Raw genomic sequence first — 14,058 nt, 5'->3', positions numbered from 1 at the left:
TTATGAATTAAATCTACTTAATTTAGAAGTTCTTCTGCTACCTTAACTAAATTTTCTGCTGTTAATCCATAGTAATTAAATACTTCTTTAGTATTTCCTGTTATAGGTGCTTCATCTGCTATTCCAAGTATTTTCATTTTTGTAGGAGCCATTTGACAAACAACTTCAGATACTGCTGCCCCAAGACCACCGTAAATACTGTGTTCCTCTATTGTAATAATTCCTTTTGTTTCTTTAGCTGCTTTTATGATTGCTTCATTATCTAAAGGTTTTATAGTGTGCATGCTAAGAACTCTGCAGCCTATGCCTTTAGCGTATAATTCTTTACTTGCATCTAATGCGACTTTGACTGTTTCTCCTGCAGCAATTATTGTAATGTCATTGCCTTCATGAAGCATATTTGATTTTCCGATTTCAAATTCAAAGTTTTCATTTTCATAAACATCTTCTACTGGATTTCTTCCAATTCGAATGTATGCAGGCTTATTATATTTTTGAAAGGCTTCAATCATCTTTTTTGTTTCAAATCTATCTGCTGGAAGCAATACTGCAATATCTGGAATAGCTCTAATAACAGCAATATCTTGAAGTGAATGATGTGTCATCCCTAGTGCGCCATAGCTTACACCGCCACTAATTCCGATTAACTTAACATTAGTTTTTGAATATGCAACATCAACTTTTATTTGTTCAACACTTCTCATAGATAAGAAACAAGCTGGCGAAGCAACATAAGGCTTTTTACCACAAGTTGCAAGTCCTGCTGCAATTCCTACTGAATCTTGTTCTGCAATTCCCACTTCAACAAATTGTTCTGGAAATTCAGCGGCAAAGGCTCCCATTGATGCTGATCCTCTAGAATCACAAGTTAAAACCATAATATCTTTATCTTCTTTTGCAAGTTCCATTAATGTATCACATATTACCTGACGATTAGAAATCTTATTCATTATATAGTTCCTCCTTCTAATTCTTTGACAGCTTGATTATACTCCTCTTCTGTTAGAACTCCATGATGCCATTTTACATTGTTTTCCATATAAGAAATTCCTTTACCTTTAATTGTTTTTGCAATAACCATTGTTGGTTTTCCTTCTTTAGCAGGAATATTATCAAATACTTTTAGCAATTCTTCAATATTGTTTCCATCTACCTCTACTACTTCCCAGCCAAAGCTTGTCCATTTACTGCTTAAATCTTTTAAGTCCATAACTTCTTCAGTGGACCCTGAGATTTGAAGGCCATTTCGATCAACTATTCCTACTAAATTGTCTAATTTGTAATTAGCAGCTGCCATAGCCCCTTCCCAAACAGAGCCTTCAGCTTGTTCTCCATCTCCCATAAGTGTAAAAACTCTATAATTCTTATGATCACGTTTACCTGCCAATGCCATTCCTACAGCTATTGATAATCCATGTCCCAAAGATCCTGTGTTTACTTCAACACCATTATTTTTATTATTAGGATGGCCAATTAATGTAGAACCATATTGACTGTAAGTTTTCAATTTTTCTTTATCAAAAAATCTTTTATCCCCCAAGATATAATAAAGAGATTCTGCAACATGCCCTTTACTTAATATAAATCTATCTCTGTCAGGATCACTAAAATTTTTAGGGTCAATATTTAGTACTTTATAATAAAGTGTTGTTAAAATATCAATACTAGACATAGATCCTCCAACATGACCTGCTTTAGATGAATAAACCATATCAAGAACACCTTTTCTTATTTGTCTTGCTTTTAGTTCTAAGTCTATTACTTCTCTTCCCATAACTCTCCTCCTAAATATTTAGTTTATATAAATTTTCAACTTACTAATTTAGTTTTATTTTGTACTTCCAATTATACCATCACTAATTATTTTAGTAAATATTTTTATTCAATATACTAAATATTTATTTATTTTTTATTCAAAAATCGAAGATCACTTTATTTGTCTGAATATCCCTTTAATACAAATCCTATAAGGAAGTATTTTTCTATAACTCTTATTTTTATCAATAAATAAAAGTTAAAAAATCACTAAAAAATTTAGTTAATTCATCTTAAATACAAAATATGAATTTAAATAATAATTCCTATATGGATGAAAATCAGTTTCTCTCTAAAATAAATAAAAAAACCTACGAAAATCCGATTTCTAGATTTTCATAGGCTTAATGTATAGAATCAACTTATATTATTGAAACTCAAAATTAACTATTAAAATTCATTAACTTACATGCTAGTATATTGTTCTACCCTTTCCGTCTTCTATTCCAGACATTCTATAAAAATAAGTATTAACTTGGTCTCTCCAATCTCTAGCACTATCCAATTGTATATTAAGTCGTTCAAGAACTTGCTCATATACAGTCTTATCTATTATACTTGCTAGCTCTTTCCACTTGCTTATAAATTCTTCTACAGCTTTGTAACCTTCAAAATGTGTGTCATAAATATGTTGGATAACAGTTTTTCCTGATCTTAATGCATGTGTATAAGGAACATGGTGGAAAAATAATAGTAGCTCATCTGGACAAATTTCTAAATTATTATACTTACTTTTAAGTGGTTCATTATATTGACCTGCATAGCCTGTCCCACTTTCTAGAGTACGGTCAATTCCAATTCCTTTGCAGTCTGCTCTATGATAGGTTCCCCATGGAGAAAATTCATATCCATCTACATCTGGTCCATAGTGATGTCCTGGTGATACCATCCATCCTATGCCAAGTGGTGCTGTATAATTTTCATAAGCTCCCCAAGAATTCAATAATATTTCCATTACATTTTTCATTACTAATTCGTTATCTCCAAAAGTAAGGTTAATCCATTCTTCTGAGATTTCTTCACTTGTAAGCTCACTATTCCAAGCAAGTCTTCCATATCCATAAAGATTTGCTTGAGCTAAGAAATGACCTGTCCAAGTTTCATCGCTACCTACATTAACTATTGCATTTATCCCACTGACTCTTTTAGCTACGTTGCTTTCACTATCCCCATTTGCATAAGTTATAGTATTCAATGCTTCTTTCCACAACGGGATTAAATAGCAAACATGTTTTTGCTGTCCTGTGTATTCTTGAGTTATTTGAAGTTCCAATAATTTATTAGTTTTATCCATATCTCCAAATAACGGTGATATTGGTTCTCTAACTTGGAAATCTAATGGACCATTTTTAATTTGAAGATATACATTATCTAAGAATTCTCCATCTAATGGATCAAAACAATCATATGCTGCCTTAGCTCTATCTATTGAATGATCTCTCCAATCTTGTCTGCAGTTATATACAAAGCATCTCCATATTAATATTCCTCCATATGGTGCCAATGCTTCTCCAAGCATATTAGCTCCATCTGCATGATTACGACCATAAGTAAATGGTCCCGGTCTTCCCTCTGAATCAGCCTTTACCATAAACCCACCTAAGCTTGGAATTTCACTATATACATATTGAACTTTTTTCTTCCACCATTCTTTCACCTTTTCATCTAAAGGATCAGCAGTCTCTAAATCCTTCAATGTAATTGGTGCTGCAAAATTAATACTTAAATAAGTTTTAATTCCCCATTTATTAAATATGTCACTGATAGTTTTTACAATATTTATTTTCTTATCTATTAAATAAGTTTCGGCTTCATGAACATTAGTATTATTTATGATTGCTCCGTTGATTCCAACTGAAGAAAGCATTCTAGCATAATCATTAATCCTATCTAAATCTGTTGCTACTTGATAGTCATCATTAAATGCTTTTCTTAAAGCTCTACTAGTTGCTGTTATGCCTCCTATTTCCTGCATAACTTCTTTCATAATTTCTTTATTGCGGTTGCTTTCAAAAAGTATAGATGTACCTGCAAATCCACGTTCTATAGTTCCATCAAGGTTGTCCCAATGATTTATTAATCTGAGATCTTTCTTTGGATTATCTATGATTTCCATGCCTTTAAGCTGCTTATTTTGTTCAAATAAACGCAATAATGCAAATACTCCATAAAGGATACCAGTATCGTTCCTAGCATAAACACTTATACATTCAGTTTTTTTATCAGTTAAAGTATATTTTATTTTATACCCGTCATTAACTAAGCTATTGTCTTCTTTTTTAACCAAACTTATATACTTAAAACCAGTAATGTCTTTTTCATTTTCATAAATTACTTGAGTTTTTTTATCATTATCACTTCCTTTAAAGGCTCTCTTTAGTTCTGATAATGCTGAATCTATGATTTCACTTTTGCAAGAAACAAAAATCTCTTCAAGGTATTCTTTATGCTTACTATTTTTTATTCCATCATGATTTAACCAACAAGAATATAATTTACTCTCTTTGTCTATCATCTTAATTACCTCCACTTTTTTACTACACTGCTAATTAATCTGTATTTCCTAATTGTTCCGTATTGCAGCATAGCTGCTCTCTTTATAAGTGCATAGCTGCTCTTTTTATATGTGCCTACCTCTTAACTTATATCCCCTAACTTATAACTGTTTTCTAAGGCTTTCCAAAATTCCATTTAAGTATGCCACTCCAAGGGCTCTATCATAAAGTCCATATCCTGGCATAGCTACTTCTCCCCAAATCATACGTCCATGATCTGGTCTTACAATTCCTTTAAAGCCAATTTCATATAAGGCTTTCATAATTTCATACATATCTAAAGATCCGTCAGAAGATAAATGTGCAGCTTCATCAAATTTTCCTGGAGCAATATGCTTAATGTTTCTAACATGGGCAAAATGAATTTTTCCCTTTAATGCTCTTATGATATCTGGAATATCGTTATTCATATTAGAACCTAATGACCCTGTACACAAGGTAACTCCATTACAAGGACTGTCCACCATAGTTACTAATCTTAATAAATTTTCCTTACAAGTCATAATTCTTGGAAGTCCAAATACTGGCCAAGCCGGATCATCTGGATGTATTGCCATTTTTATATTATATTTTTCACAGGTTGGCATTATTGCTTCTAGGAAGTACTTTAAGTTGTTAAATAATTTTTCATTATCTACATCTTTATAAAGTTCAAATAATTCTTTAATTTTAGCCATACGTTCTGGCTCCCAACCTGGAAGCATAAATCCATTGGCTTTTGAATCCATAGAAGATAATAAGTTTTCAGGATTGATTTTATCTACAAGTTCTTGATCGTAAGATAACACTGTTGAACCATCAGGTCTTACTTTAGCAAGATCAGATCTTGTCCAATCAAATACAGGCATGAAATTATAACAAACAACATCTATCCCTTCTTGCCCAAGTCTTTCTAAAGTAGTAATATAATTAGCAATATATTTATCTCTATCAGGTGCACCAACCTTAATCGAATCATGTATATTAACGCTTTCTATTCCTGCAACTCTTAAGCCTGCCGCTTCAACTTCTGCCTTCATCTCTTTAATTCTCTCTAATGGCCACACTTCTCCAGGCATTGTGTCATATAAGGTAGTAACTACTCCTGTTACTCCTGGAATTTGTCTAATTTGTTCTAATGTTACTGAATCTGCTTCTTTTCCAAACCATCTTAGTGTCATTTCCATAATTATTTTCTTTCCTTTCTTAAGCCATAAATGCAATAAACGCATTTAATTCACCCTTATTTTACCTTCTCAATTTATAATTTAATTATAAAAGTTCTAATTAGAATTATACATCTCAATTTACGAAATTAGGTAAAAATTTCATAAATTGATAATTAAAATAAATATTTTTAACTTAGTCCATTTTGACTTTTTAATTTACTTCCCAAAAGTCTCCAGCTAAGCCTTCTATAATAGATCCACTCGCCCATGGCATCAAACAAAACCATGTACTAGCGAGAGAACCGTCACTATATCTTTCTGATAGCAGCCCTTGAGAATGACAGAACCTCTCAGACATCCAACCTTTTTTTCCATAATCAAATTCTTTATCATAGGTGTTATAGGTTTGACATCCCCAGCCAATAGTATCCAACATACGAGCTTTCACATATTTGTCTTCAGTATTTTTCACTAGGTACAATAATTCATCCACAATATTACTTGACATTGGATGAATATGTGGATTAGCAATAGACGTTACACTCCCTCCACAGCTTGACCACCTATTTTTACTAAGTGGCGGAACTTTAATTGGAGAATTATAGCAGAACTTAAAAGAAAATTCATAATCCATTGCATCTTTCATATGTTGCAAATAAATTTTTTCACCTGTTAATGCATGTATAAATCTGATAGCTTTTATATAAGCTAAGATCCCCTCAGAATCAGTAGCTTTATCTGTATCAAGAGGCCCTCCATAACATTCCATATGCTTAATATAGGTTTCATAATAATGCCTTTCGCTTTTCATCAAACTATCTAAGTGTGATTTATCACCTGTAAGATAGCAATAATATGCTAAAGCTGCCATACACCATGTACCACTAAAGGAATCATATTCAATTCCTGCACCAGTTTTTTCTGATAATATGAAAGGATATTCATTATCTGTATTTTTAGTCTTCTCAATTTTCATAAGAATAGAATTTACAAAGGCCAGCCACTCCTCATGATGGCAGTTCTTAATTTTAATTTCATAGTCATAAGCCTTTAAAATATAAAAAAGCGCCTGCCCTATCAAGTAGGAACTGTGTCCTGGTGTATGCATTCCATCAAACCACCAGCCATAATTGCTCCATTTTCCATTGTCATAAGCTCCAAAAGGCAATCCGGTGACAGAATTCAACGAATTATTCACAATGTTTGTTATACAAGCTAATGCTTGTTCACGCATAGACTCATTCTCAAGCCTTAGTGCCGCCATCAATATAGGGGTTGCAACTGATAATCCATTGGTCCAAGTTATAGATATGATTTTGTTATACCTATAATCTCCACTATTTTCATTCTCAAAAACTTGTCCTGAATAACTACTATCTTCAGGAAGCCATGCATCTTGGTAAACTGCCAGTGATAAATCTTCAACTGTTGTCTTTATATCACTTGCCTTTCTTGGCTTTTGATGATATCTATAATAAACTTCTTCAATTACAGGATTTATATCCAGCTCACTTTTTGCATAAAACTCATATACATCCATTGCTACTTCAATAATTTCTCCTGGTTCCAATTCGAAGCAATTTTCGCTTAAAGAAGTTCTCTCTCTAACATCATGTGATTTTATAAATAACCATGGTGCATTTTCATACCCTAACGTATAGCCTATAGTCCCTTTCTCTAATGAGCAAGTATATCCTGCATATTGATAAAATTCACTGTCTACTTCTGGTTTCCATTGCTGTTTCATCCCATTTTTATTAATAAAATATGGACTTGCACAAAATCCGTATATTTTATTGCTATCATACACCAAAGCTACTGGATGAGATAGTCTATCACTTCTTACCATCCATGAAGGAGATGATGGGCGCTTTATCTCCTCCCTAAGTCTTGGAAATTCATTAGGAACATTCTGTGGACACTCACCACGATTCCTTCCGTACATAAATGCAGGCATAAAATAGCGCGGACTTACTTTATTAAATTTTAACTCTAAATGAATAACTCCTGACCAATTTATTTTATTTTCATTGTTAATGACTACTTTTACTTGAAATGGATTCTTTATACTTCCATTTCCGCCTACTACATCTATAGATGCTTTTAATCCATGCTCCTTCAATGGAAGATAATCTATGTTCTCTTGTTCTTTATTTCTTGCTGTCATAATAAATTCCATGTTAATCACCACCTAACAATCATTCATGCAATCTTAATTCCTTGCATTTTATAATTATAATTTCGCATTTTATTAGCTTACTAAACAATACTTTATGCTTAAAAAACAAAAGCATAGCTATGATAAATTAACTATACTTTTGCCATTTAACTATTTTACCCCTTCATTCCTGTTGTCGCGATTCCTTCTACAAAATGCTTCTGGGCAAAGAAGAATATTAAAATACAAGGTAATATACTTACTAATGCCATAGCCATTATCTGACTCCAGTTAACTGAGGCTGATGCATCAAGTGATATCCTAAGTGCTAGAGGTAAAGTCAACTTATTAACACTATTAATGTAAACTAAAGAATTAAAGAAATCATTCCATGTCCACATAAATTGAAATATTCCTGCTGAGAATAATGCTGGTTTACTTAATGGCAACATAATTCTTAAAAATATAGTAAAGGAATTACAGCCATCAATTGTTGCTGCCTCGTCCAATTCTCTTGGTACGCCTCTAAAAAATTGAACTAACATAAAGATGAAAAATGGATATCCAGCAAAAATTGCAGGTACAATAAATGGATTATAGCTATCAATCCAACCTAAATCTCTAAATAGCATATATTTAGGGATTATAACAACAGCATTTGGAAGCATAAGTGTAGATATCATAAGCGCAAATAATATCTTTTTAAATGGAAATTTAAATCTTGCAAAACCATAAGCCACCACAGCACTTGACATAACTGTAAATAGTACAGTTGGTATAACAAGCTTTATTGTATTAAGGAAAAATGTGCTATAACCATATTGTCCAGTTCCTTTCCAACCTTGAATATAGGAATCAAACGTAAATGCTTTAGGAAGTAGTGCTGCGGAACCAAATAATTCATCATTACCTTTAAAGGAAGCGAAGAAAAGCCACACAACAGGGTAAATCATAACTATTCCAACTATTATTAAAATTGCATATCTAAGAATTGTGCTTCTTGATTTTTTTTTCATTAGAAATCGCCTCCATCATCATAATAAACCCATTTCTTTGAACTTTTAAATATTATAACTGTGAAGAACAATATTATTAAAAATAGAACCCAAGATAAAGCAGATGCATATCCCATTTTAAAATATCTAAAAGCTTCTAAGTACAACTTCATTCCATATAAATAAGTTGATTGCATAGGTCCACCGCCTGTGATTACAAAGGCTGATGTAAATTCTTGGAATGACCCAACTAATTGCATAATAACGTTAAAAAATACTATTGGTGTCAACATTGGTATAGTAATAGTGAAGAACATTCTAAACTTTGATGCACCATCCATTATTCCAGCCTCATATAATTCCGCTGGTATCTGTTTTAATCCAGCAAGAAATAATACCATTGAAGAACCAAATTGCCATACAGTTAGAATATCTAATGTAAATAATGCTAAACTAGGACTCCCTATCCAATCTAAAGGTGGTATTGAAAATATAGATAAAATCTGATTTATTGTCCCATCCTTCATAAATAAGAAACGCCATAATACTGATACTGCAACACTTCCTCCAAGTATAGATGGAATATAATATATAGTTCTAAAAGCATTTATAAATTTTAATTTTGAATTTAAAATCATTGCAATAAGTAACGCAAAAGCTAATTTTGCAGGGACAGATGTAAATACATATATTATTGTCACACTTAGAGATTTCCAGAATTCTGGATCTATTGTAAATATACGAATATAATTATCTAAACCAACAAATTTAGGTGTTCCACCTAAACTTAAATTTGTAAATGAATAATAAAATGATGAAATCAAAGGGTATAATTGAAAGCCAATAAATCCCAATAACCATGGAGCTATATATAATAATCCAGTATATTTTTTTAATACCTTACTTTTTTTGCGGGTAACACTACTCTTTAAATTAATTGCTGTATTTTGTTCCACGTAAAAACCTCCTACCTTTACTTCAAATCAATAGCTTGAAATAGCTAATTATTTATACAGTAAAAGCTCCAGCTTAATATATAACTCTTTCCTTAGAAAAGTTAATATACTCAATGGAAATTAAGCTTATTTGCTGGAGCTTTCTAAAAATAACATTGCCATGTGTTGATTAATTCTAGTTTGCAGCGCTCTTCAATTCTTTTAATTTATTTTCATAAAGCTTAATCAAGTCATCCGCTGCTTGTTCAGGTGTAAACTTTTTATATGCAACATTTTCAATTTCAGTCAATAAAATATTTCTTATTTCTGAATTACTAGAAACACCATTATATATTAATCCTGGATTTTTTGTTGCTGCTTCAACAGCTTTAACTGCTAATGGGTTTACTTTATTTGCATCTAATGCAGCTTTTCTTGAAGCTTCTACAGGAGGTATAGATCTAACATCTCCTAAAATTTTAGCTGCTTCCTTATCATTGAAGAAAAAGTTCATAAACTTTGCTGCTTCTTTTGCATTAGCAGATTTTTTATTAATACAAAGTAAAGTCGCTGGTCTTACTACTATTCCTGAACTTTTTGCATCTTTAGGCACTGGATATAATGTAACATCTGCACTATCTCCTAAAGTACCAGTAAGCACTCCTATACCAGCTGCCCAAGTAAATGCACCACCAAATTGCTTATTTATCCATGCAGTATTTTGCTCTGGTTTAGATTTAAAAGTAAAGCTTTGCTCTGCTGGTTGTACAATTCCTTCATCAAATAACTTCTTTTCAAGCTCAAAAGCTTGAGTAAGTGTAGCTTTGTCAAATCCAATTGTATAATCATCTTTTATCCATTGTTGTCCAGTTTTTTGGATAACATATGGCATAATAATAAAGTCAATAAAATTATTTTGTTCAGCATTTATTAAGTAATTGTTACTATTTTGTGCATGAACTTTCTTTCCTTCTTCAATTAATTTATCCCAATCTAAATCTTTAGTTATATCTGCATTAGCAGCTTTTAAAATATCCTTATTGTAAATTACAGTTAATGCATTTAATCCCATTGGCAATCCTTGAATTTTTCCATTAAGTGTACAATAACCATCTAAGAATTTTTTATCAAACCCACTCATGTCAATTGTGTCTTTAAATTCATTTAAGTCGTAAAACATTTCCCCCTGTTTTGCATAATCATAAATCCAAGGATTATCTACTTGGATAAGATCTGGTGCAGTACCACCACCTAATTGAGTTGATAATTTATCTTGATATCCATCAACACCACCATATTCTGCTTCTATCTTAACATTAGGATTTTGTTTCATATACAAATCTATTGCATCTAAAGTTGCCTTATGACGTACATCGCTTCCCCACCAAGAAAATCTTAGAGTAACTTGTTCTCCTTTGCTACTATCTTTAGCAGCATCTTTTGAAGAGCTGCCACACCCCACAAACATAGATGCCGTTATTGAGAGGGCACATAAAATACCAATGATTCTTTTTCTATTTTTCATAAATATCCTCCTAAATCTTATATAGTGGTAAACACACTAAAATTTCACTAATTGCTGCAGCTTTAATGTTATTCTATCACATATGTAATTCTTTACATAAGTGATCTATTATTAGAAATGGTATCGTTTTAACAGGACTTTTTTTATAATAAATACTAGAAGGTATCGTTTTCTTATGATTAGTGTCAATATCTCATAATTGTAAACATCTTCACACTTTAAATTTCTGTATCATATTTGTCAACTTTTGTGCAAGTTCTGCTTGACCTTCTGCAGATTTAGCAACATCATTAATAGCAAAAGTCACTTCATTAACACTATTTGATATATCCTCCGAACTTGTAGCTGATTTTTCTGCTGTCCCAGAGACATTTTGAAATGCATATGATATTTGTTCAACTAATTCATTCATTTGCTTTGAAGATGCTGAAATTTCATTTATTATACCATCCATAAATTTTGCATCATCTTCATACTGAATACCTGTTTTATTAAGAAACTCATAATTAGATTTTACATTATTATCTATAAACACAAGTACATCTTGACTACTTTTTGATAATTTCGTCACCGCTAGCTGTACTTTAGTTACCATTGCTTGTATATTCATTACTACCTCAGAAGATTGCTCCGCTAAATTCCTCACTTCATTAGCAACAACTGCAAACCCTTTACCTTGTTCTCCAGCTCTAGCAGCTTCAATTGCTGCATTTAATGCTAATAAATTAGTCTGTTCTGCAATGCTTCCAATAGAATCTGCCATCATCCTAACTTCATTCACTACTTTTGCTTCTTCAATAGCATTTAATATGTGAGATCTATTTTCCATATATATTGAATTGCTTTCCTTTATTTCATTTGCTGCTTTATCTTTTATGTACAATGCGCGCTTTTTAATATCATTTACAGAACCTGCTGCATCATTTGCTCTATTGGCAAGACTATTTGTGTTTGCTGTTATCTCTTCTGTTGATGCACTAACTTCTTCAGTTGTAGAACTCAAGTCCTGCACCCCTGCAGATATTTCTTCTATTGACTCATTTATAGATTCCATTTTAGCTGAGACTTCTTCTACTGTAGCTGATAATTCCTCACTTGTTGCCCCCATATCACTTGCATTATGCATTATTTCATTTATTAGACTCTTTATATTATTATTAGCTTTATTTAATGCATTAGAAAGATTTCCAAACTCATCTTTTGAACTGATTTTTATTGATTTAGTTAAATCACCATTACCAATTGCTTCTGCAAAATTCAAAACTTTTTTTATTTGTTTAGATATCCATATAGCTATTAAAGTCCCTAACATAATAGCTATAACTAAATTTACAGTTCCTATCATAATTATTTTATAAATAGCACTCTGATATGTAAAATTATTTTCTTTATATAAATCATCAGCTTGATTTGTATTAATTCTAATTAAATTGCCTAAGTGATTATATAAGGCTGTCTTAACAGGTCCTAAATTAAGATATTTGTCATCAGCTTCACTATAATTATTTTCCTTTGCTAATTTCATAATTAATTCACTTGAATCTTTATACAATTTTATATCCTCTTTTATTAAAGCTAACGCGTTTTTTTCTTCATCAGATAATGCTGTTTTTTCATAGGTAGCTATAATTTCTTCATTTTCTTCATATAATCTCTTAACTTCCTTTTCAGCAGCTTCATTTTGATTATTTATATTTCGCTGAGCATCAATTTTTAAAATATCAAATCGAATATCTGCTATATTCTGCCTTATAGTTGTTAATTGTTTTATGGACTCAAGATTATCATTATGCATTTTATCTGCATTAGCTTTGATTAGTTTCATATTCATTATTCCAACACCTCCTGCTAAAACAATAAATAATGCTACTAAAACAAATGCAGAAATTAGTTTTTGTATAGTTTTTAGATTTTTAAACCACTTCACAAAATATCCCTCCAAATTTTCTCTCGTAATTTTTGGTATTACAATTTATCTTCACTAAAAACAATAGAAACATATTCCTTACTGGCAAAGGGTTCGCCACCTTCAGAATACATAAATGCTTCATATGGATATGCTTCATTAAAATAAGGAGTGCTTTTAGAAATATCAATATTATCAACACAGCGAATCAAATTATGTAATAGCTCTTTGTTATAAGGTTCATTAGAATGAGATGTAAGAATAATATCAACCTCTAATTTGTTTAATTTATTAAGGCTGTCTATATAGTCACTCATTTTCTCACTTTCCTTTAAAAACATCCATACGTGTTGTAATACCGTGTCTCCAGAAAGTAAAAGTTTCCTTTTTCTTTCAATTAATGAAATACACCCAGCTGTATGCCCCTTACAATAAATTACTTCAAGCTCATATCCTCCTAAGTCAAATATTTCACCTTCTTTTATAGAAGTAAAATTCATATTATAATCTCTACTTATATATTCTTCTTCACTAAAATCTTTCGGAACTCCTATATTTTTTTTATAATTATTCACAGTCCATTTTCTCTTATCTGATAAAAGAATCTGCTTTGCTAATGTTATATCAGCTTCATGAATATATATATCATCAAACTCATAGTTTCCTCCCATATGGTCAAGATGACCATGGCTGTTTACAACAATAATAGGTAAAACAGTTATAGATCTAATTGCTTGTTTTAGCTTTCCGATACCATAACCGGTATCAAATAACAATGCCTTTTCATTTCCTACCACTAATGTACAGCATATTTTATTAGGATCACTTATATGATATACTCCATCCATTACTTTCCTAATTGAATAATATTCATTATACATATCAATCACTCCAATTCTTAAAATCACTTTATTATTAGCCTGCAACTTAATAAATTGCTCATTTTTTACAAAATCCCTTAAACTATGCACTTTATTATAGATATCCAAATTAATAATTCAACTTATAAATGTAATATATA

At 31.3% G+C, this 14,058-nt stretch carries 10 protein-coding genes; all 10 read right to left on the bottom strand.

The features are described 5' to 3' along the window. Window positions 1-17: 17 nt before the first annotated feature. Window positions 18-950 carry a transketolase C-terminal domain-containing protein gene (locus L3B98_RS04710; RefSeq protein ID WP_238915795.1) on the bottom strand — a complete coding sequence of 311 codons (933 nt, stop codon included), beginning with the start codon at window positions 948-950 and terminating at the stop codon, window positions 18-20. Beyond that, on the bottom strand, window positions 950-1,774 hold the full coding sequence (locus L3B98_RS04705) for a transketolase (protein WP_238915794.1): 825 nt from the start codon (window positions 1,772-1,774) through the stop codon (window positions 950-952). The genes L3B98_RS04710 and L3B98_RS04705 overlap by 1 nt, the downstream gene beginning before the upstream one ends. A 453-nt stretch (window positions 1,775-2,227) precedes the next feature. After that, complete coding sequence (locus L3B98_RS04700) at window positions 2,228-4,330, bottom strand: alpha-glucuronidase family glycosyl hydrolase (protein WP_238915793.1); 2,103 nt, start codon at window positions 4,328-4,330, stop codon at window positions 2,228-2,230. A gap of 141 nt (window positions 4,331-4,471) precedes the next feature. Next, on the bottom strand, window positions 4,472-5,536 hold the full coding sequence (uxuA, locus tag L3B98_RS04695) for a mannonate dehydratase (protein ID WP_238915905.1): 1,065 nt from the start codon (window positions 5,534-5,536) through the stop codon (window positions 4,472-4,474). Between the two features lie 193 nt (window positions 5,537-5,729). Then, window positions 5,730-7,697 (bottom strand): hypothetical protein, encoded by a 1,968-nt coding sequence (locus tag L3B98_RS04690; RefSeq protein WP_238915792.1) that lies wholly within the window; start codon window positions 7,695-7,697, stop codon window positions 5,730-5,732. Between the two features lie 155 nt (window positions 7,698-7,852). Then, window positions 7,853-8,692, bottom strand: a complete 840-nt coding sequence (locus tag L3B98_RS04685) for a carbohydrate ABC transporter permease (protein WP_015394900.1) — start codon at window positions 8,690-8,692, stop codon at window positions 7,853-7,855. Beyond that, window positions 8,692-9,627 carry a sugar ABC transporter permease gene (locus L3B98_RS04680; protein WP_015394901.1) on the bottom strand — a complete coding sequence of 312 codons (936 nt, stop codon included), beginning with the start codon at window positions 9,625-9,627 and terminating at the stop codon, window positions 8,692-8,694. The genes L3B98_RS04685 and L3B98_RS04680 overlap by 1 nt, the downstream gene beginning before the upstream one ends. Before the next feature lie 175 nt (window positions 9,628-9,802). Further along, entirely contained in the window at window positions 9,803-11,131 is a 1,329-nt protein-coding gene (locus tag L3B98_RS04675) for an ABC transporter substrate-binding protein (RefSeq protein ID WP_077366038.1), read from the bottom strand. Window positions 11,132-11,342: 211 nt separating this feature from the next. Further along, the gene (locus L3B98_RS04670) at window positions 11,343-13,058 is read right to left on the bottom strand and encodes a methyl-accepting chemotaxis protein (RefSeq protein ID WP_238915791.1); all 1,716 of its coding nucleotides are present in this window, start codon (window positions 13,056-13,058) and stop codon (window positions 11,343-11,345) included. A 38-nt stretch (window positions 13,059-13,096) separates the two neighbouring features. Further along, window positions 13,097-13,918, bottom strand: coding sequence for an MBL fold metallo-hydrolase (locus L3B98_RS04665; protein ID WP_238915790.1), 822 nt, complete (start codon window positions 13,916-13,918; stop codon window positions 13,097-13,099). Window positions 13,919-14,058 lie beyond the last annotated feature (140 nt).

This window comes from Clostridium sp. YIM B02555 (assembly GCF_022320955.1).
Classification (GTDB): Bacteria; Bacillota; Clostridia; order Clostridiales; family Clostridiaceae; genus Clostridium; species Clostridium saccharoperbutylacetonicum.
This window is presented reverse-complemented; position numbering and strand designations above follow the sequence as displayed.